The organism is Hansschlegelia sp. KR7-227 (assembly GCF_049446035.1).
Classification (GTDB): Bacteria; Pseudomonadota; Alphaproteobacteria; order Rhizobiales; family Methylopilaceae; genus Methylopila.
In genome coordinates, this window is record NZ_JBMSEA010000001.1 from 2,002,157 (window position 1) to 2,020,382 (window position 18,226).

The window sequence follows — 18,226 nt, forward strand, 5'->3', positions numbered from 1 at the left end:
CGGCGGGCCGCTTCCGCCCGTCTCAGGACGCCGCGGGATGGCGGACGATCCGGAACTCAGAGCGCCGCCCGCCGCGCGTCGCGACCGGGGTTAGCGCAGATGTTCGGCGCGGCGAAGGAGGTGGCGTCCTCCAGCCGCAGTTGTCCCTCCGAGCGGTCGCCGCGCGGGTCGAAGGCGAGCCGGCCGTCCACGTCGACGGTGAAGATCGTGTCGGAGGGGTAGTGCATGAACGGCCCTTCCGCGACCGAACGGATGAAGTTGCCGGAGCCCGCGGGATAGCCGTAGGCGCGCATCAACTCCTCGGTCCGGTAGAGGCCGGGGGTCAGCAGGCGCCGGACATAGCGCTGCCGGAGCGACGACGGCGAAGAGGCCGCCGCCGGCAGATAGCCCGCCTCGCGCGGGATCTCCCGCACCAGCCGCTCCGCCGGCTGGCCGACAAAGGCCGCGAGGGTGGCGCGCTGCTCGGGAAGCGCCGCCCCCTTCAGCTCCACGCCGCGGCCCCCGCTCACGCTCAGCCCGTCCGCCGTCTCGCCGATCACGACCCGGCCGGGGCTCCAGATCGACACGAATTCCGGAAGGCTGACATAGGGCGCGGGGGCGCCGTCGCGGTCGAGCGCGCCGACTGCGAACACGCCGTCGGACAAAGCGAGGACGTTGAACTGGGTGTCCGGCCCGGTGTTGCCGGCGGCGACGAACACCGGGACGCCGGCGCGCCTCAGCCGCGCGAGTTGCCGGTCGATCGCGGCGTAAGGGTTCCGGTCGTCGCCGGCGGCGACCAGCCGCAGCGCCTCGCCGCGCCGGCGGGCGAGATCGCCGGGCGCGATCGGGTCGCCCTCCTCCATCAGGCGGTTGACGTCGCCGAGGTCGACCGGCAGCACGATGGAGCTCACCACCGCGGCGGGCTTCGCGATCCGCCCGCCTTCGACGTCGTCGGCGAGGCGGCGAAAATCGGCGGCGAGCGTGCGCGCGGTGAACCGCGGGTCGATCTGATAGGCGATCACCTCGTCATGGTGCACGGAGGCGATCGCCGCCACGACGTCGCCATGGCCGGGGCGGAGCGGCGCTTCGGCGTCGGGGGCCGGAGAGAAATGGTCGACGTCGCCCGGCCGCAGCATGGCGAAGGTGTCGAGCACCACGAAGGGCGCGCGGGCCGCGCAGGCGTCGCGCACGACGCGCTCGATCTCCGCGCTGGCGTAAACGGACGGCGGGGTTTCCGCCGCGGCCCCGCGCCAGCCGGCGACGCCGACGGCGAGCGCCCCGGCGCACAGCGCGAACGCCGCGATCCACCGCGTGGGAGACGCCCGGCCCATCGACCCTCCGCCCATGCCCCTCGCCTTGCGACGGCGAGACGCGCCAGCGTCATGCTGCGGGACGCGTCATTCTTATGCAACGCTTAATAGCGGCCGTTCTACCGCCAGCGGCAAAGGCAGCCGATCTTATGGCGAGGGTAGTACGCGGCGGTCCGATTGGTAGACCGGCGCCAACAGCCGGCTCATCGCCTCATGGATCCAAACATGGCGGCGCCCGGGGCCAGCGGCGGCGCGCGGCGCTGTCCGCCTCCCCCTGCCCCTCCCCGTCGCGACCTCATGCGCCATGATCTCCGCGTCAGGAGCGCGGATATGGCGGCGATCGGCTGGAAGGGTCATGCGGCGCGGATCGGGGCGACGGTCGCGCTCGGCCTCGCGGCCGGCCTCGTCGCCGGGCTGGTCGCTCCGCCCGAGGTCGCGGCCGCGATCGGCTGGGACGTCGGCGCGCTCGGTTACGCCGCCTGGCTGTGGCTGCGTCTCAGCCCGGTCTCTCCCGACGTGCTCAAGACCTGGTCGGCGGAGGAGGACGACGGACGTGCGGCGCTGACCCTGCTGTTCACGCTGGCCGTCGGCGTCAGCTTCACCGCGATCTTCGCGATGATCAGGGAGACGCCGAGCGGAGCGGTGCTGGCGCTCGCCGCCGTCACCATCATCGCCTCCTTCCTTCTGCTCCACACGGTGTTCGCGGCGCATTACGCCCACCGCTGCTACGCCGACGGTCCCGACAGGCCCGGCCTCGACTTTCCCGGCGAGGCGGACCCCGACTTCCTCGACTTCGCTTATTACGCCTTCACCATCGGCATGACCTTCCAGACCTCGGACGTGGAGACGAGGTCCGCCGCCATGCGGCGGCTCACCCTCGTCCACGGCGTCGCGTCGTTCTTTTTCAACACCGTCATCATCGCAATCAGCGTCGGGCTGGCCTCCAGCCTGATGGGCGGAGGGTGACGCTCGCCGCAGGGATCCGCGAAGTGTGCGGCGTTTGCGCCGGAGCCAAGCGCCGTTAACTCCGCGCTAACCATGCCCCCGGCAATTTCTGCCGGGTTCTGGTCGCAGATCGCGAGGCGTGGAATGTCGGACGTGACGGTGGCCGGACAGGCGCGCGCCCCCATGGCGGGCGGGCCTTCGGGCGGCGCGCAGGTCGCCGACGCGCTGCGGCGCGCCTGGGACACCGTGCGCCGCGGCGACATGGGCCTCGCGCTCGGCGTCCTCGTCATCCTGTGCGTGCTGATCGTCCCGCTGCCGGCGTTCCTGCTCGACCTGCTGCTCGCGGTCTCGATCATCCTGTCCGTGCTGATCCTGATGACGGCTTTGTTCATCGAGAAGCCGCTCGAGTTCTCGGCGTTTCCGACCGTTCTGCTGGTCGCGACGATGCTGCGGTTGTCGCTCAACCTCGCCTCCACCCGCCTGATCCTCGCCAACGGGCACGAGGGCACGGACGCCGCCGGCCACGTCATCGAGGCCTTCGGCAACTTCGTGATGGGCGGCAATTTCGTCATCGGGATCATCGTGTTCGCGATACTGGTGATCGTGAATTTCGTCGTGATCACCAAGGGCTCCGGCCGCATCGCGGAGGTCGCGGCCCGGTTCACGCTCGACGCGATGCCCGGCAAGCAGATGGCGATCGACGCCGACCTCTCCGCCGGCCTGATCGACGAGCGGACCGCCAAGCTCCGCCGCAAGGAGCTCGAGGACGAGAGCACCTTCTTCGGCGCGATGGACGGCGCCTCGAAATTCGTGCGCGGCGACGCCATCGCCGGCCTGCTGATCGTGTTCGCCAACGTGATCGGCGGCATGATCATCGGCATCGCCCAGAACGGCCTGAGCTTCTCGGAGGCCGCGCATTCCTACACGCTGCTGTCGGTCGGCGACGGCCTCGTCAGCCAGATTCCGGCGCTGATCGTCTCGACCGCGGCCGGCATGCTGGTGTCGAAGGCCGGCGTCTCGGGCTCCGCCGACCGGGCGCTCGTCCGGCAGCTCTCCGGCTATCCCAAGGCGCTCGGCCTCGCGGCCGCCGTCATGGCCGTCATGGCGCTGCTGCCGGGCATTCCGCTGATCCCGTTCCTGGGGCTCGCCGGCGGGGCCGGCTGGCTCGCCTTCCGGGCCGAAAAGCAGCACCGCCTCGCCGACGCCGAACGCGTCGCGAGAGCCGTCGGCGAAGCGACCGGCTCGGCTCCCGCGGAAGAGCCCATCGCGTCCGCCCTCAAGATGGACGACGTCAAGATCGAGCTCGGCTACGCGCTGCTGCCGCTGGTCGACGCCTCCTCCGGACCGGACAAGCTGACCGAGCAGATCAAGGCGCTGAGGCGCACCATGGCCGGCGAGATGGGCTTCCTGATGCCGCAGGTTCGCCTCGTCGACAATCTGCAGCTGCCGCCGAACGGCTACGTCGTGAAGGTCAGGGAGGTCGACGGCGGCGCGGGGTCGGTCTACCCCGCCCAGTTCATGGTGATGGATCCGACCGGCGGCCAGGTCGGCCTGCCGGGCATCCACACCGTCGAGCCGACCTTCGGCCTGCCCGCGACCTGGGTCGACCCCTCGCTCCGCGAGGAGGCGAACATCCGCGGCTACACCGTGGTCGACGCCACCACCGTGCTCTCGACGCATTTGAGCGAGATCGTCAAGGCGAACATGCCGGACCTCTTGTCCTACGCCGAGGTGACGAAGCTCCTAAAGGAGCTGCCGAAGGAGCAGCAGAAGCTCGTCGAGGAGATCATCCCGAGCCAGATCTCGACCACGGCGCTGCAGCGGGTGCTCCAGTTGCTGCTCGCCGAACGCGTGTCGATCCGCGACCTCTCGACGATCCTCGAAGGCGTCGCGGAGGCCGTCGCCTACACCCGCGCGCCGGCCCAGATCGTCGAACAGGTCCGCGCCCGGCTGTCGCGACAGCTCTGCGCGCAGCATCAGGCGATGGGCGGCTACGTGCCGCTGGTCGCGCTGTCGCCGGCCTGGGAGCAGGCCTTCGCGGAATCGATCGTCGGCCAGGGCGACGAGAAGAGCCTCGCCATGGCGCCCTCCAAGCTCCACGAGTTCATCGCGACCGTGCGCGACCGCTTCGAGGAGGCGGCGAAGCTCGGCGAGCAACCGGTGCTGCTGACCTCCGCCGCCGCCCGACCCTTCGTGCGCTCGATCGTCGAGCGCTTCCGCAGCCAGACCCCCGTGATGTCGCAGAACGAGGTCCATCCCCGCGCGCGGCTGAAGACGGTGGGCAGCGTGTGACGTCGAATCACGCCGTCGCGGGCTGAGCCGTCGCGCTTTTCGAGGTCGCCTCGACCACGAGCGCCGCGATCACCGTGACGGGCGCCGCAACGAAGCAGAGGTCGCGGAACATGGTGTAGGCCAGCGCGCCGGCGCCGCAGCCGACCGCGAAGGCGGCGATGCTGATCAGCGCGGGCCCCAGCCGCTTCTTCGCGGCGGCGCGCTTCTCCGGCCCGATCCCGCGCATCAGATCGGCGATATCGACCATCGCCTGGGTGGTGGCGCCCGTCATCACGGTCGAAGGCGGAAGGCTCGTCAGCCGCACGCGGTGGATGGCGTTCTGTATCGCCATGGCGGAGACCAGCGCGCCGCCGGTCGCGAGCGCCGGCCAGGCGTCGCCGTCCGGGAACGGCCCGAACTTCGCCGCGAAACCAGCGCCCAGCGACAGCAGCGCCGCCTGCAGCGCGAACATGATGCGCAGCGCCGGCCAGCCGCGCCGGTCGAGCGCGATGCCGACGAGCCGGGCGGCGAGGATGACGACGCAGAACAGCGGCAGCGCCAGAAGCTTGGCGAGCGCGCCGGTGGTCCCGAAGGCGATCGCGCCGCCGAGCGTCACGAAATTGCCGGTGACGTGCGTCGTGAACAGCCCGTGCAAAGCGAGGAAGCCCGCGGCGTCGACATAGCCCGCGGTCAGGCTGAGCAGGATGATCAGAACGGCCTTCATCGCCGGATTGGGCCCGGCCCTCCGTCGCCCGTCAATGCGACGCGACGCGCCTATTCCACGAGCTGGTAGGTGACGGGCAGCCAGCGGAACCCGGTCCCCGACCGCTCCACGAAGCCGAGCGACGGAAACGAGGTGTGATAGCCGAGCACCGGCAGCCGCTCGGTCGCCGCCATGTCGTAGACGCGTCGCCGGGTCGCCTTGCCCTGCTCCTTGTCCTGGTCGAACAGCGCGCTCCATTCGGGATGGGCGAGCGAGGCGACCTCGTGATGGGCGCAGTCGCCCCAGGCGAACAGCCGCCGGCCCGCGCTTTCGAGGTGGTAGGCGAGATGGCCCGGCGTGTGCCCGTAGGCCGCGACCGCCGTGACGCCCGGCACGACCTCCTCGCCAGCTTTGAGAAACGTCGTGCGATCGGCGAGCGGCGGCATCGTCTTGACGAACAGCTTCGCGGATTTGAGCTCGTTTCCGCCCTCGGCCGCCTTGAGCCGGTCGCTGTTCTTCCAGAAGTCGTATTCGATCGCGCCGACGGCGTAGCGCGCGTTCGGAAACACCGGCTTTCCAGCCTCCATCACGCCGCCGATGTGGTCGACATGGCAATGCGTGAGCGCGACGACGTCGATCTGTTCGGGAGCGAACCCGGCGATCCTGAGATTTTCGACGAGGCGCCCGCCGGCGGGACGGGGCACGAAGCCCTCGGCGCCGTTGCCGGTGTCGACCAGCACGATCTCGGCGCCGGTGTTGACGACGATCGGGCTGAAGCCCGGCTGGAACCGGCTGGGCGGCAGCAGGCTGTCGCGCATCAGCTGCTCGACCTCCTCCTTCGGCCGGTCCTCGCCGACGATCGGCCAGGGGCCGTCGACCATCGCCGCGCAATCCGAGACCACGGTGATCTCGAACGCGCCGAGCTTGAACCTTCGGAAGACGGGATCGGCGGGCCCGAGCATGGACGCGGCGGCCTCGGCGGGCGCCGAAACGCCGCGCAGGATCGCAGGCGCCAGCAGCGCCGCGGAGCCGCAGGCCAAAGCGCCGCGTCGGGTGAGGATGACCTTGGGCTCGAACATCGCTAGCGTCTCCGGCAAGCGCCGAAACAGGCGCGGGGAGACGACGCTAATGAGCGAGCCTGCGCCGCGCTTGTACGAACCCGCTGCGCCGCCGCGGCCGCTGTGGCGGCTCGACGCCGCCCGGACCCTGTTCGTCGGGCCGCTCGACCACAACGCCAGCCATCAGCACGGCGCGCCTGTGTTTCTGTCGAGCCTCGGCGGACCGTTCGGCCTCAGGCTCGGCGACGGGCCCTGGCTCTCCTGTGAGGCGGCGATGGCGCCGGCCGGCGCGCTCCACGAGCTTCAGGTCGGCGGAGAGCCGATCCTCGTGCTCTATCTGGAGCCGAGCGCGGCAGGCGCCGAGGCGTTCGCGCCCCTGATGCGGGACGCCGAGGAGATCGACGGCGCGCTCGTCGGCCGATCCGCCGTCCGCTCGCTCGCCCGCGAGCTCTACGAGGACCCCGCGAGCCATGGCTGGGCCGGCGAAGCGCTCGATGACATGCTGGGATTTGCGACCGCCCGGGCCCGACGCGCGATCGACCCGCGGGTGGCGCGCGCCGTTCGGGCGCTGGAGGATGCGGGAGACGATGCGCCGTCGCTGGACGCGGTGGCGGGCGTGGCGGGACTGTCGCCCTCGCGGCTGCAGCATCTCTTCACGGCGGAGGTCGGCGTCCCGTTCCGGCGCTACCGCGCCTGGACGCGCATGCGGCGCGCGATCGAGGCGATCGTCGCCGGCGAAAACTTCACCGGCGCCGCCCATCTCGCGGGCTTCGCGGACCAGGCCCATTTCGCCCATGATTTCCGACGCACCTTCGGCGCGCCGGCGTCGCGCAGCCTGACCGACGTCAGGCGTTGAAACGAAAACGCCGCGCCGGACGGACCGGCGCGGCGGATTTCGCCTTTTACGTGCCCGGCTGGATGGCCGGAGCCTCGACCGCCCAGCGGACGGTAGAGGCCGTCGCGCCGCCGCCCTGGCGGCCGACGTCGCCGCCATTCGTGGCGAGGCCGGCGGTTTCGCGGAACATCGCGCCGATGGCGCCGGCGCCGTAATAGGCCCCCTCGGAGGTCGCGGTCGGACCCTGGGTCCAGCGCACGGTTGCGGCGGTCGCCGCGCCGCCCTGACGGGCGACGTCGCCGCCGCTGACGGCGAGGCCGGCGGTCTCGACGAACATCGCGCCGACCGTGCCCGCGCCGTAATAGGCGCCGGCGGGGGTGGGCTCCGCCGCGAAGACGGCGGTCGAGGTCAGGCTGAGAAGAGCGGCGACGGTGGCCGCGACGATACGGTTCGACATGGTTCATGTCCCCAAGGAGTGATGGCGGGAGATCGAATTCCCCTCGCTCTTGGAGGTGAATGTGCTTATCCCTTCGTCATGAATCAAACCGATTGTATGCATAATGGCTATCGACCACGCTAATCTTGGCAAACTGGACCTCAATCTGCTCGTCGCCTTCGACGCGCTGATGAGCGAACCGACCGTCACGCGGGCCGCGGCCCGGATCGGGCTGGGACAGTCCGCGATGAGTCATGCGCTCGGGCGCCTCCGCCTCGCCTTCAACGACGAGCTACTGACCCGCGGCCCGAAAGGCATGTTGCCGACCCCGCGGGCGCTCGCGCTGATCGAGCCGGTGCGCGAGGCGCTGGCGCGCATTGAGGCACTGGTCGCGCCGCCCGCGGCCTTCGACCCCGAACGCGCGGAACGCACCTTCACGCTCGGCATGCCCGACAGCTCCGAAGTGCTGCTGATGCCGCGCCTCGTCGCGCAGTTGCAGCGCACCGCGCCGGGGATTCACCTGTTGCTGCGCAATGTGGACCGCTACCGCATCCTGCAGGATCTCGACGCCGACCGCGTCGATCTCGGCATCGGAATCTTCGAGGAGGGCCAGACGCATCACAAGCGGCGCGCCCTGCACCGCGAGAGCTATCTCTGCGTCTTCAATCCCGATCTGGTCGGGGTCGCGCCGCCGATCTCGCTCGACGACTATGTTCGGCTGCCTCACGTGCTGACGAGCCTGGTCGAGAGCGCCCATGGCGTGGTTGACGACGCGCTCGCCAAGATCGGGAAGACGCGCGTCATCGCCCTCACCTCTCCGCGCTTCACGGCGGCGCCCTTCGTCGTGCGGCAGGCGCCGGTGATCGCCACGATGCATGCGAACGTCGCGCTGTTCTTCGCCGACGCGCTCGGCCTCGCCGTCAGCCCCGCGCCCATCGAGCTTCCGGACGTCACGATCTCGATGCTGTGGCACTCGTCCTACGACGCCGATCCCGCTCATCGCTGGCTCCGCGAGACGATCCGCCGCCTGGTCGACAGCGAGCCGGCGCCGCGCTGGACCCCCGCCTGAGTCGGATCGTCGCGCTTTCGCCGCCCATAGCCCGACCCGAGGCGGGGCAGCAGGATTTAAAGCGCCTCCTGGACTTCACGTCCCCGCACTCCGGTCGGGGCTAGGATTTTTCGACCGACTTGCGGGCGTGGTGGGAATGCGTCCCAAATCGGGCGAGTCACGCTTCAGCCGCATTTGCGGCCCAAGAAAGGCGCTTGCGTAAGCGGCGTGGGGACGGGGATTTGAAGGCTACGGCGATCGGGATCGCAGCGGCGATCGGCTGCGCGCAACTGGCTTTCGCGGCCGACGACCAGGCGGCGCAGGTGCCTGCGGAGTATCAGGCGCTGGTCGCCAAGCACTCCCGAGCGACCGGCGTTCCTGCGAGCCTCATTCATCGCGTCATCATGCGCGAGAGCCGCTATCGGCCGACGGCGCGCCATCGCAACTATTACGGCATGATGCAGATCATGCCGGCGACGGCCCGTTCGATGGGCTATCAGGGCCCAGCCGGCGGCCTGCTCGACGCCGACGTCAACCTCACTTACGGCGTGCGCTATCTCGCCGGCGCCTACAAGGTCGCGGGCGGCAATCACGAGCGCGCGGTGCGCCTCTACGCCAGCGGCTACTATTACGACGCCAAGCGCCGCGGGATGCTGGCCCAAATCGGCATGGGCCGCGACGGCAAGCTGACCGCGCCGCCGCCGGCCCCCGCGCCCGGCTCGCCCGACGCGCGCACGCAGCTCGCCTTCTCCGATTTCCCGCAGACCTCGGTCGGCTCGCCCGCCGCGCCGCAGGCGGCCAGGACGAGCGTCGCCGCCGTCCCGCTTCCGCCCGCCCGCGGCCCCGCGCCGGTCGTGATCGCCGCGGCCGCGCCCGTCGCGCCGGCGCTCCCGGTTCCGACGCCCCGGCCCGCGGAGCCGCAGGCCGCAGCTCCAGTTCTCGCCGCAGCGAGCCCCGCCGTTCCCGTGCCGCCGGTCCGCGACGTCGCTCTGGCGTCCACGAAGCCCGAGCCGACGACCACCGCTTCGCTCCAGCGCCGCACGATCGCCCCGGACGCCGCGCCCGTCATCGCCTCGGCCGCCGGTCCCGTTCCGCCGCTTCCGCCCACGCGCGCGGCGCCCGTCGGCCCAGGCCCGCGGCCCGCAACGGCGCTCGCCGCGAACCTGCCCGTGCCGACCCCGCCCGTCCGGGACGCCGTGGCCGCGCCGAGGCAGCGGGTGATCTCCGCCACGACCCAGCCCGTGCTCGCCGGCGCGGGACCCATTCTCGCCGCGCCGCAGAAGCCGCGCGAGCCCGTCCGTCCGACGGCGGCCGCGCCCGCGGCGCCGGAACTCGCCTTCGCCGAGCCGCAGTCCGCGCCGCCGATGCCGAAGCCGCGCGGCGGCGCAGGTTTCGGCCTGCGCGCCGGTCCGCGCTGACGCAACGAAAAACCGCCCGGAGCGATCCGGGCGGTTCGGACGATTCACATAAGCGAAGCCGGCGTCAACCCGCGCGCATCTCGCCCGTGCCCGCGAGACCGATGCGGTCCATCTCGCTTTGGTCGCGAGCCGCCTCCGCGACGCGTTCGCGGGCGACGTCGCGCTCTTCAAGCAACTCGATCTTCTTCAGCTCCTCGAAGGCCTCGGCCAGCGCGTCCTGCGCGTCGGTCAGCTGGCCCGCGAGCTCGTCCGCCGAGCGCTTGAGGTTGTCCCGCCGCGTCATGGCCGCCTTGGCGTAGGTCGGGTAGGCGTAATGCGCGATGTCGTGGATGCCCGCCTTCTCCTGCTCCTGCAGGATTTCGCGGTCGAGATCGCCCGCCATGCGCTCGAACTCGGCGATCATCGTCTCGATCTGGACGACCTGCCGACGTTTTTCGTCGACGTGGAAGCGCTTGAGGCGCAGCAGGGTGTCTCGCGATTTCATGTCGGACATGGAAGCACACGCGGGTTAGCGGCCGGTTTCCGGAACGCCTAAGATCGAACGCAACTGCGCATAGCCTTCGCTCAGACGCGTTGCTTCTTCCTTACCCTGGCCGAGAAAACGCTCGAACGGCCCGTTCAGCGCGATCGCCTCGTCGACCTCGGGGCTCGATCCCGGCCGATAGGCGCCGAGGCGGATCAACTCCTCCATGTCGGCGTAGGTCGCCATCGCGCGCTTGGCCTTCTGAATCACCTCGCGCTCGGCTTCCGGCGTCGCCTTCGGCATGGTGCGCGACACCGACTTCAGAATGTTGATCGCGGGATAGCGCCCGCGCTCGGCGATCGCGCGCTCCATCACGACATGGCCGTCGAGAATGCCGCGCACGGCGTCGGCGACCGGCTCATTGTGGTCGTCGCCGTCGACGAGGACGGTGAACACGCCGGTCACCGTCCCCTCCGCCACGCCGGGACCCGCCCGCTCGAGCAGGCGCGGCAGCTCCGCGAACACGGTCGGCGTATAGCCCTTCGCGGTCGGCGGCTCGCCGGTCGACAGCCCGATCTCGCGCTGCGCCATCGCAAAGCGCGTGACCGAGTCCATCATGCAGAGCACGTCGTCGCCCTCGTCTCGGAAATACTCCGCGAGCGCGAGCGTGAGATAGGCCGCCTGGCGGCGTTTCAGCGCCGGCTCGTCGGACGTCGCCACCACGACGACCGAGCGCGACAGGCCGGCTTCGCCGAGATCGTCCTGCAGGAACTCCTGCACCTCGCGGCCGCGCTCGCCGATGAGGCCGATGACGGCGACGCCGCAGGCGGTGTTGCGCGCGAGCATGGCGAGCAGCACCGACTTGCCGACGCCGGACCCGGCGAAGATGCCCATGCGCTGGCCGCGGCAGCAGGTGAGGAAGGTGTTGAGCGCCCGCACGCCGAGATCGAGCGGGGCGCCGACCCGCCGGCGGGCGTGGGCCGGCGGCGGGGCGCCGCGATAGGGATAGACCAGCGGTCCGTCCTTGAGCGGCCCCTTGCCGTCGATCGGCGCGCCCATCGCGTCGACCACGCGTCCGAGCCAGGCGCGGGAGGGGCGCACGCCGGGCTCCGCGGAGCCGACGATCGCGCGGCAGCCGCGGCGCACGCCCTCGAGGGCCCCGAAGGGCATCAGCAAGGCCCGTTCGCCCTGGAAGCCGACGACTTCGCAGGGCGTCGGACGGCCGCCCGCCCCTTCGACGACGACGCGGCCCCCGATGGCCATCGCGCCGAGCGGCCCGGCGACCTCGACGAGAAGGCCCCGGACGCCGACGACGCGGCCGAACACTTCCCGATCCGGCGTCGCCGCGATCGTCTCCCGCAGGCCTCGCAGCAGGCTCATTCGGAGCTTTCCGTCGAATCAGGGTGGCTTTGAGTCCGCAGCGTAACCTTTCGTTTACCGGAGCGCCTAAAAATGGCCTCGACCCTTAAGGGGGCGGAAACCGTGGCGGGCTTTCGAAACGTTGAGTCCGCAGAATCGGTTAGCTCAAATTCTTAAGACTTGAGTTGAGCCGCCTCTTTTTCGAAAAAGCCATGTTTTGAAGATGCTTAGGTCGAATTTGAGCGCTTCGGACTTCGAGCTTGCACCGGCGAATCACACTCTGTTAACCTTTCGCCGTTAAGCTTGAATCGGACTGGAAACGATCGGTTCACCGTACCGCCCGGCGACGCCAGGGCAGGTCACGCGGGCATCGGTGGAGGATTCGCATGCGCGTTCTTCTTATAGAAGACGACAGATCTACGGCTCAGAGCATCGAATTGATGCTGAAGTCGGAGAGCTTCAACGTTTACACCACTGAGCTGGGCGAAGAGGGCATCGACCTCGGCAAGCTCTATGACTACGACATCATCCTCCTCGACCTGAATCTGCCGGACATGTCCGGTTACGAGGTTCTCCGGGCCCTCAGGCTCGCCAAGATCAAGACTCCGATCCTGATCCTCTCCGGCCTCGCCGGGATCGAGGACAAGGTGCGCGGCCTCGGCGCCGGCTCCGACGACTACATGACCAAGCCGTTCCACAAGGACGAGTTGGTCGCCCGCATCCACGCCATCGTCCGTCGCTCGAAGGGCCACGCCCAGTCCGTCATCACCACCGGCGACCTGATCGTCAATCTCGACACCAAGACCGTCGAGGTCGGCGGCGCCCGGGTGCATCTGACGGGCAAGGAGTACCAGATGCTTGAGCTTCTGAGCCTGCGGAAGGGCTCGACGCTCACCAAGGAGATGTTCCTCAACCATCTCTATGGCGGCATGGACGAGCCGGAACTGAAGATCATCGACGTCTTCATCTGCAAGCTCCGCAAGAAGCTCGCCAACGCCACCAACGGCAAGAATTACATCGAGACCGTGTGGGGCCGCGGCTACGTGCTGCGCGAGCCCAACGAAGACGAGCGGGTCGCCGTCGCCTGACACGGCGCGCTGTCCGTCGAAGACGTCCCAGAGCCCCGCGCCCCGTCGCGGGGCTTTCTGTTTGCGAAAGCCGGCGCGGGCGCGATCGGCTCGGATGATGCGAAAGCCGGAGGTCCGGCCGCCGGGCCGCCCGCGCCCCCTGACCCGCTCGAAAGCGCGTTCGGATCGGCGCGCGGCCGCGACAGGCGGTTCAGGCCGCGCTCGGCGGCGTCTTCGCGGCGGCCCCATTCGGGTTCGGGCTCGACAGCAGCCCGACATGCGCGAACTTCGCGAGGATCGCCTCGCGATCGAACGGCTTCATCGCATATTCGTCGGCTCCGGCGCGCATCGCGCGCGCGAGGCCCGCGACGTCGTTCTCCGTCGTGAGGAACACGACCTTCGGCGCGTCGCCGCCCGGCAGCGAGCGCAGCTCGACGAGGAAATCGTAGCCGTCCATCACCGGCATGCTCCAGTCGAGCAGGATTCCGTCCGGCATCGCCTGGCGGCAGAGCTCGATCGCCGTCTGGCCGTTCTCCGCCTCGGAGATCCGCAGATCGCTGCCTTCCAGGATGCGGCGCGCGACCTTCCGGATGACGCTCGAATCGTCGACGACGAGGCAGTGCTTCATGGCGCCCTCAAAGGTCCCGAACCGGGCCGCCGAAAGCGGCCCGCATGCTCGGGATCATGAGGCGAAAACCATAATGCTTGGTTGCGGACCGCCCGAAGAGGCGTCGCTCCTTACGCCGCGATCGGCCGCGCCAGGGTGACGATGCGCTCGCCCTCGATCTCGGCCTCGATCGTCACCTGCATGGCGGCCGCCTTCGCGATCAGTCCGGCGTAGAAGGGCTGGATGACATGGGCGTCGACCCGGTCCTCCGGGGCGCGGCCGGCGAGCAGGTCGACGACGTTGGTCGGCACGCGCGCATGGGGGCCGGTGGTGACGATGCGGAACGCGGTGGCCTCGCCCTCGCCTTCCGCCGTCACCGCGATCACGCCGCCGCGCGGGATGGTGGTGGTGGCGACCAGCACCAGATTGAGCAGCAGCTTCACCATGTTCTTCGGCAGCAGCTGGCGCTTCGCCTCCCAGGTCAGCGAGGTCTTCTGGTCCTCGATGAAGCCGCGCGCGACCTGCTCGGCGTCGCCGAGGTCGAGCTGGGCCGCCGCCGAGCCGGCCGCGCCGAAGGCGATCCGGCAGAACTGCAGCCGGGCCGAAGCCTGAGCAGCGCTCTTCTTGATCAGGTCGAAGGCGAAGCCGCGCATGCCCTCGTCCTTCTCGTCCTCGAGAATCTCGAGGCCGTTCACGATCGCGCCGACGGGGCTGATCACGTCGTGGCAGACCCGGCTCGCGATCAACGCGGCGAGGTCGAGGCTGTCGAGCGTGATCACGCCGGAGGACGAGGCCGTCCCGTCAGAGGTTGACATCGGTGCTCCTGCCGAGGGCTTTGGAGGACGGCCCGCAGCGGGCGGAGCCGGCGCGAGCGCGCGAGTCGGACGCTGTCGCAGCGCGAAAAGCCTGATACACGCTGCGGGGTTCGCCCTCAAGGCGGCGCGCCCATCGAACCCCGACGCCCGGAGCCCGACCCGCATGACCGACGCGAACCGCGACCCGAAGCTCATGTCGGCGCTCGCCGCGCTCTGCGTCGAGGCCGGCCGGGCGATCCTCGACGTGTATGACGCCGAGGCGATCGCGGTGCGCTCGAAGGACGACCGCAGCCCCGTCACCGACGCCGACGAGCGGGGCGAGGCGATCCTGCACGAGGGACTGGCGAAGCTGTTCCCGGGCGTCCCCGTCATCGCCGAGGAGGCCTGTTCGCGCGACGGCGCGCCGGACTCGGCGCCGTCCGCATTCCTGCTCGTCGATCCGCTCGACGGCACCCGCGAGTTCCTCGCCCGCAACGGCGAGTTCACCGTCAATGTCGGGCTGATCGAGGCGAATCGCCCGACGCTCGGCTGCGTCCACGCGCCGGCGCTGGGCGCGGTCTGGCTCGGAGCCGTCGGGGTCGGCGCGACCGTCGCGCGGGCCGCGGTCCGCGACATACCGGGCGCTGCGGCCTACGCGCCGATCGCGACGCGCGCGGCCCCGGCCGGCGGCCTCTGCGCGGTCGCGAGCCGCAGCCATTCCGATCCCGACACCGAGGCGTTCCTGGCCAAGCTCGGCGTCGCCGACCGGCGCTCGGCGGGCTCCTCGCTGAAGTTCTGCCTGGTGGCGGAAGGCGAGGCGGACGTCTATCCGCGCTTCGGTCCGACCATGGAGTGGGACACCGCGGCCGGCCACGCGGTGCTGGCGGCCGCCGGCGGCTCGGTCACCACCATCGACGGCGCCCCCTTCGCCTATGGCAAGGCGGAGAAGGGCTTCCGCAATGGCGGCTTCGTCGCCTGGGGCCGTCGCAAGGGCTGACGCCTGCGGGCGGAGCCGGGATCAGGGAATGAGCTGCGCCTCGACGCGCGGCCAGGCGGCGTCGGCCGAGCGGGCGTCGGCGAAGGAATCGCGCTCCTCCGGCGAGCGGAACAGATAGAGCCGGTCGCCGCGCACCCGAAACAGCAGGGGATGGCCGGCGGCGGGCGCGCCGTTCGCGACCGCGACGGGATCGTAGCCGCCATAGGCGGGCGCGTAGACCTCGGGCGCCGACAGGAACGCGGCGCGATTCGCTTCGCTTACGAACCGCCAGGCCGAGCCGCCCCACTCCGCCTCGATGTCGCGGCGTCCCCGCTCCGCGCGGCCGGCGGTGAAATAGGCCACGGGGTCATAGCCGTATAGCGCGACGCCGCTCATCGGATCGGAGACGAAGCGCTCGCTCAGGCCCGGCGTGGCGCCCGCGGGCCCCGCGACAAGACCGAGCGCCAGCGCGCCGGCCGCCAGCCGAAGGAGTGAGAAGGTCGTCATCGCCGCATGATCCCCGACCGCGTCGATCGCGGCCTTATCCCGTAGGATTGTCTTTAAACCCGCGACGTTCACCTCTCGGTAAAGCCGTTCCCTCAAATTGTACGAACCTCGCGCGATTCCACGGGCCCCCGCCCGTCCGCGCGCCAACCTGAGGGAACCGCGATGATCTGGAAGTCGCTCGCCGCGAGCCTCGCGCTCGGCGCCGGCCTCGTCGCCGCGACCGGCGCCTCCGCCCAATATGCCGGCCCGCGCTCCGAAAACGCCGCCTATTCCGACCAGGCCGAATACGGACAACGCAAGACCTACTCCGCGAGCGAGATCGTCGACCGCGGACACGCCTTCTTCGGCTCCACCACCCGCGGCCTCGCCGGCATCGTCGAGAAGGCGACCAGCATGTGGGGCGAGCCGGACGGCTACATCCTCGGCGAGGAAGGCTCCGGCGCGTTCGTCGGCGGCCTGCGCTACGGCGAGGGCAATCTGTTCACCCGCTCGGGCGAGACCAACCGGCGTCTCTATTGGCAGGGCCCCTCGCTCGGCTTCGACTTCGGCGGCGACGGCGCCCGCACGATGATCCTGGTCTACAACCTGCGCTCGCCCGACGAGATCTACAGCCGCTTCGCCGGCGTCGACGGCTCGGCCTATCTCATCGGCGGCTTCGGCATGACGGCGCTCAAGGACTACAACGTCGTGCTGGTGCCGATCCGCACCGGCCTCGGCGCGCGGCTCGGCGTCAATGTCGGCTATCTCAAATTCACGCAGAACTCGACCTGGAATCCGTTCTGAGCCGAAGGCTCCTGCGCGCCTTCGAGGCGCCGGCGGCGCCGCGCCTCGCTTGGCGCGGCCTGGGCCCTGTGCCATCCTGAAGCGTCCGCGCCTGCGGGCGCGCGCCGTCTCGACCGCGTCCCGCCGGCCGAGAAGCGCTGAGCGAGCCTGAATGGTCGAGCCCCTCCTCTACGCCTCTCTGGGCGCCCTGCTGGCGACCCTGCTCGGCCTGCTGTTCCTGCCGGCGTTCTGGAGCCGCGCCGTGCGTCTCACGACCCGGCGTCTGGTCGGCCGCCTTCCCGTGTCGATCCACGAGATCGTGGCGTCGCAGGACCGGCTGCGGGCCGAGCAGGCGATGCAGATGCGCGCCGTCGAGCGCCGCGCCGAACAGGCGACCGCGAGGGCCGCGGACGACCGCGTCGAGGCCGCGCGCGCGATCAGCGCCGAGCTGGACCAGCGCGCGGCGCTCGCGGAGCTCCGGACGCGCGTCGCCGAGCTCGAGGTCGAGCATGAGCGGGTCCGCGGCGCCCTCGACCGCAGCGACGCGGAAGCCTCCGCCGCCTCCGTCGCGCTCAAGGCCGCCTACGAGGCGAACGAGACGGCGCGGCGCGATCTCGAGGCGGCCCAGCGGGACGCCGCGGAGGCCCGGCTCGCCTTCGACCAGTCCCGGATCGAGGCCGCGGCGCGCGACGCCGAGATCGCCTCGCTGACCGTCCAGCTCGACGAGACGAAGCGCGAGCTCGATCGGGCCCGCGATCAGATCGTCGGCCTCGAATCGCGCGAGGCGGGCCTCGCCGAGAGGCTGAAGACGGAAGGCTCGAAGGTCGCGGACGCCGAAGCCGCGCGCGCGCTTGCGGAGCGCAAGCTCGCCGAGCGCGGCGCACCGGAGGCCGAATCCTCGTCGCTGAAGGCCCTGCGCGCCCGGCTCGACGAGGTCGCCGACCAGATCGTCAGGGCGGCCGGGACAGTCGCCGAGACGCCGCCGCTGGTTCAGGCGCCGGCGTCTCAGGCCCATCCGGACGACGACGGCGCAGGCCGCGTCTCGCCCGTCGCGCAAAGCGCCGGCGCGCGCTGAGACGGAGCCGGCGTCACGGCTTGATCGAACCGATCGTTTCGAGACCGTCCGCGCCGAGCTTCACGACCACGATCTCGCCTGACTTCGGATAGACGTCCGTCAGCGCCGTCACATTGACCTGATGGGTGACCAGCACCGCGATCGGGCCGGAGCGCGGCGACTCCAGCGCCGCCACGCGGCTCGCGGCGATCGCCTTCGCCTGATCGGCGCTCTGAAAGAAGGAGTTGAGGCGCGGATCCTCGACGACGGGGCCGATCGCCATCTCGGTCGCGGTGTCGCGGGCGCGGCACCATTGGCTGGTCGCGACACGCGCGACGGGGACGCCCGCCTTGCGGAAGCGCTCGCCGATCGCGCGCGCTTCCGCGCGGCCTTCAGCGCTGAGATTGCGCTGGGTCGAACAGTCTTCGAGCTTGAAACTGGCGGGATCGCCGATCCCCGGCGCCGTCGCATGACGGATCAGCGCGACGTGGCCCCCGCCGGCGAGCGCTCGCCACAGCGCGGCGTCGTCGGCCTTCGCCGCGGACGCGAAAAGGCCGAGGGAGGCGAGAGCGCAGACGATCGGACGCAGCATCGCCGGAGATCATGACGCCGGCGCGGGCGGTCGTCGCGCTCC

19 protein-coding genes are annotated in these 18,226 nt (G+C 70.6%); 9 read left to right on the plus strand and 10 right to left on the minus strand.

The annotated features are described in order from the left end of the window. Window positions 1–56: 56 nt before the first annotated feature. Window positions 57–1,310: a hypothetical protein gene (locus ACO2RJ_RS09395; protein ID WP_423267730.1), complete on the minus strand. Its 1,254-nt coding sequence runs from the start codon at window positions 1,308–1,310 to the stop codon at window positions 57–59. A gap of 309 nt (window positions 1,311–1,619) precedes the next feature. Here ACO2RJ_RS09395 and ACO2RJ_RS09400 point away from each other — a divergent pair, with 309 nt between their 5' ends. Together ACO2RJ_RS09400 and flhA are read left to right on the plus strand one after the other, a co-directional pair. Continuing rightward, window positions 1,620–2,255: a DUF1345 domain-containing protein gene (locus ACO2RJ_RS09400; protein ID WP_423267731.1), complete on the plus strand. Its 636-nt coding sequence runs from the start codon at window positions 1,620–1,622 to the stop codon at window positions 2,253–2,255. Between the two features lie 123 nt (window positions 2,256–2,378). Beyond that, window positions 2,379–4,526 carry a flagellar biosynthesis protein FlhA gene (gene flhA / locus ACO2RJ_RS09405; RefSeq protein ID WP_423267732.1) on the plus strand — a complete coding sequence of 716 codons (2,148 nt, stop codon included), beginning with the start codon at window positions 2,379–2,381 and terminating at the stop codon, window positions 4,524–4,526. Between the two features lie 7 nt (window positions 4,527–4,533). On the opposite strand, the gene ACO2RJ_RS09410 is transcribed toward flhA, so the two are convergent. Both ACO2RJ_RS09410 and ACO2RJ_RS09415 read right to left on the minus strand, forming a co-directional pair. Further along, a complete protein-coding gene (locus ACO2RJ_RS09410) occupies window positions 4,534–5,229 on the minus strand; it encodes a YoaK family protein (protein WP_423267733.1) in 696 nt (231 codons plus the stop codon). A 50-nt stretch (window positions 5,230–5,279) separates the two neighbouring features. Then, the gene (locus tag ACO2RJ_RS09415; RefSeq protein ID WP_423267734.1) at window positions 5,280–6,287 is read right to left on the minus strand and encodes an MBL fold metallo-hydrolase; all 1,008 of its coding nucleotides are present in this window, start codon (window positions 6,285–6,287) and stop codon (window positions 5,280–5,282) included. 49 nt (window positions 6,288–6,336) lie between these two features. Between ACO2RJ_RS09415 and ACO2RJ_RS09420 the strand changes: the two genes are divergently transcribed. Continuing rightward, window positions 6,337–7,122 carry a helix-turn-helix transcriptional regulator gene (locus tag ACO2RJ_RS09420; protein WP_423267735.1) on the plus strand — a complete coding sequence of 262 codons (786 nt, stop codon included), beginning with the start codon at window positions 6,337–6,339 and terminating at the stop codon, window positions 7,120–7,122. A 46-nt stretch (window positions 7,123–7,168) separates the two neighbouring features. Here ACO2RJ_RS09420 and ACO2RJ_RS09425 read toward each other — a convergent pair whose 3' ends face one another. Then, on the minus strand, window positions 7,169–7,558 hold the full coding sequence (locus ACO2RJ_RS09425) for a hypothetical protein (RefSeq protein WP_423267736.1): 390 nt from the start codon (window positions 7,556–7,558) through the stop codon (window positions 7,169–7,171). A 103-nt stretch (window positions 7,559–7,661) separates the two neighbouring features. Here ACO2RJ_RS09425 and ACO2RJ_RS09430 point away from each other — a divergent pair, with 103 nt between their 5' ends. Beyond that, window positions 7,662–8,606 carry a LysR substrate-binding domain-containing protein gene (locus ACO2RJ_RS09430; RefSeq protein ID WP_423267737.1) on the plus strand — a complete coding sequence of 315 codons (945 nt, stop codon included), beginning with the start codon at window positions 7,662–7,664 and terminating at the stop codon, window positions 8,604–8,606. 221 nt (window positions 8,607–8,827) lie between these two features. Beyond that, entirely contained in the window at window positions 8,828–10,003 is a 1,176-nt protein-coding gene (locus ACO2RJ_RS09435; protein ID WP_423267738.1) for a transglycosylase SLT domain-containing protein, read from the plus strand. Window positions 10,004–10,067: 64 nt separating this feature from the next. Here the strand turns inward: ACO2RJ_RS09435 and fliJ are convergent, their stop codons facing one another. Next, a complete protein-coding gene (fliJ, locus tag ACO2RJ_RS09440; protein WP_423268948.1) occupies window positions 10,068–10,487 on the minus strand; it encodes a flagellar export protein FliJ in 420 nt (139 codons plus the stop codon). Between the two features lie 24 nt (window positions 10,488–10,511). Further along, window positions 10,512–11,846: a flagellar protein export ATPase FliI gene (gene fliI, locus ACO2RJ_RS09445; RefSeq protein ID WP_423267739.1), complete on the minus strand. Its 1,335-nt coding sequence runs from the start codon at window positions 11,844–11,846 to the stop codon at window positions 10,512–10,514. Window positions 11,847–12,211: 365 nt separating this feature from the next. Here fliI and ctrA point away from each other — a divergent pair, with 365 nt between their 5' ends. Further along, on the plus strand, window positions 12,212–12,913 hold the full coding sequence (gene ctrA, locus ACO2RJ_RS09450; RefSeq protein WP_423267740.1) for a response regulator transcription factor CtrA: 702 nt from the start codon (window positions 12,212–12,214) through the stop codon (window positions 12,911–12,913). 190 nt (window positions 12,914–13,103) lie between these two features. Here the strand turns inward: ctrA and ACO2RJ_RS09455 are convergent, their stop codons facing one another. Continuing rightward, window positions 13,104–13,520: a response regulator gene (locus ACO2RJ_RS09455; RefSeq protein ID WP_423267741.1), complete on the minus strand. Its 417-nt coding sequence runs from the start codon at window positions 13,518–13,520 to the stop codon at window positions 13,104–13,106. A gap of 110 nt (window positions 13,521–13,630) precedes the next feature. Beyond that, complete coding sequence (gene chpT / locus ACO2RJ_RS09460) at window positions 13,631–14,314, minus strand: histidine phosphotransferase ChpT (RefSeq protein WP_423267742.1); 684 nt, start codon at window positions 14,312–14,314, stop codon at window positions 13,631–13,633. Between the two features lie 163 nt (window positions 14,315–14,477). On the opposite strand from chpT, the gene cysQ reads away from it, so the two are divergent. Beyond that, window positions 14,478–15,290 (plus strand): 3'(2'),5'-bisphosphate nucleotidase CysQ, encoded by an 813-nt coding sequence (gene cysQ / locus ACO2RJ_RS09465; protein WP_423267743.1) that lies wholly within the window; start codon window positions 14,478–14,480, stop codon window positions 15,288–15,290. A 21-nt stretch (window positions 15,291–15,311) separates the two neighbouring features. Here cysQ and ACO2RJ_RS09470 read toward each other — a convergent pair whose 3' ends face one another. Beyond that, complete coding sequence (locus tag ACO2RJ_RS09470) at window positions 15,312–15,776, minus strand: YHS domain-containing (seleno)protein (RefSeq protein ID WP_423267744.1); 465 nt, start codon at window positions 15,774–15,776, stop codon at window positions 15,312–15,314. Between the two features lie 162 nt (window positions 15,777–15,938). Here ACO2RJ_RS09470 and ACO2RJ_RS09475 point away from each other — a divergent pair, with 162 nt between their 5' ends. Together ACO2RJ_RS09475 and ACO2RJ_RS09480 are read left to right on the plus strand one after the other, a co-directional pair. After that, a complete protein-coding gene (locus ACO2RJ_RS09475; RefSeq protein ID WP_423267745.1) occupies window positions 15,939–16,559 on the plus strand; it encodes a DUF1134 domain-containing protein in 621 nt (206 codons plus the stop codon). Window positions 16,560–16,710: 151 nt separating this feature from the next. Further along, window positions 16,711–17,613, plus strand: coding sequence for a hypothetical protein (locus ACO2RJ_RS09480; protein WP_423267746.1), 903 nt, complete (start codon window positions 16,711–16,713; stop codon window positions 17,611–17,613). Window positions 17,614–17,626: 13 nt separating this feature from the next. Here the strand turns inward: ACO2RJ_RS09480 and ACO2RJ_RS09485 are convergent, their stop codons facing one another. After that, window positions 17,627–18,184 (minus strand): histidine phosphatase family protein, encoded by a 558-nt coding sequence (locus ACO2RJ_RS09485; protein WP_423267747.1) that lies wholly within the window; start codon window positions 18,182–18,184, stop codon window positions 17,627–17,629. Between the last annotated feature and the right edge of the window lie 42 nt (window positions 18,185–18,226).

Excerpts from the sequence above, each read along its gene's own strand:
- ACO2RJ_RS09415 (WP_423267734.1), bottom strand. The coding sequence starts at position 6,287 with ATGTTCGAGCCCAAGGTCATCCTCACCCGACGCGGCGCTTTGGCCTGC.
- ACO2RJ_RS09455 (WP_423267741.1), bottom strand. The coding sequence starts at position 13,520 with ATGAAGCACTGCCTCGTCGTCGACGATTCGAGCGTCATCCGGAAGGTC.
- ACO2RJ_RS09410 (WP_423267733.1), bottom strand. The coding sequence starts at position 5,229 with ATGAAGGCCGTTCTGATCATCCTGCTCAGCCTGACCGCGGGCTATGTC.
- ACO2RJ_RS09475 (WP_423267745.1), top strand. The coding sequence starts at position 15,939 with ATGATCTGGAAGTCGCTCGCCGCGAGCCTCGCGCTCGGCGCCGGCCTC.
- ACO2RJ_RS09400 (WP_423267731.1), top strand. The coding sequence starts at position 1,620 with ATGGCGGCGATCGGCTGGAAGGGTCATGCGGCGCGGATCGGGGCGACG.
- ctrA (WP_423267740.1), top strand. The coding sequence starts at position 12,212 with ATGCGCGTTCTTCTTATAGAAGACGACAGATCTACGGCTCAGAGCATC.
- ACO2RJ_RS09480 (WP_423267746.1), top strand. The coding sequence starts at position 16,711 with ATGGTCGAGCCCCTCCTCTACGCCTCTCTGGGCGCCCTGCTGGCGACC.
- cysQ (WP_423267743.1), top strand. The coding sequence starts at position 14,478 with ATGACCGACGCGAACCGCGACCCGAAGCTCATGTCGGCGCTCGCCGCG.
- fliJ (WP_423268948.1), bottom strand. The coding sequence starts at position 10,487 with ATGAAATCGCGAGACACCCTGCTGCGCCTCAAGCGCTTCCACGTCGAC.
- chpT (WP_423267742.1), bottom strand. The coding sequence starts at position 14,314 with ATGTCAACCTCTGACGGGACGGCCTCGTCCTCCGGCGTGATCACGCTC.
- ACO2RJ_RS09430 (WP_423267737.1), top strand. The coding sequence starts at position 7,662 with ATGGCTATCGACCACGCTAATCTTGGCAAACTGGACCTCAATCTGCTC.
- flhA (WP_423267732.1), top strand. The coding sequence starts at position 2,379 with ATGTCGGACGTGACGGTGGCCGGACAGGCGCGCGCCCCCATGGCGGGC.
- ACO2RJ_RS09395 (WP_423267730.1), bottom strand. The coding sequence starts at position 1,310 with ATGGGCCGGGCGTCTCCCACGCGGTGGATCGCGGCGTTCGCGCTGTGC.
- ACO2RJ_RS09425 (WP_423267736.1), bottom strand. The coding sequence starts at position 7,558 with ATGTCGAACCGTATCGTCGCGGCCACCGTCGCCGCTCTTCTCAGCCTG.
- fliI (WP_423267739.1), bottom strand. The coding sequence starts at position 11,846 with ATGAGCCTGCTGCGAGGCCTGCGGGAGACGATCGCGGCGACGCCGGAT.
- ACO2RJ_RS09420 (WP_423267735.1), top strand. The coding sequence starts at position 6,337 with ATGAGCGAGCCTGCGCCGCGCTTGTACGAACCCGCTGCGCCGCCGCGG.
- ACO2RJ_RS09485 (WP_423267747.1), bottom strand. The coding sequence starts at position 18,184 with ATGCTGCGTCCGATCGTCTGCGCTCTCGCCTCCCTCGGCCTTTTCGCG.
- ACO2RJ_RS09470 (WP_423267744.1), bottom strand. The coding sequence starts at position 15,776 with ATGACGACCTTCTCACTCCTTCGGCTGGCGGCCGGCGCGCTGGCGCTC.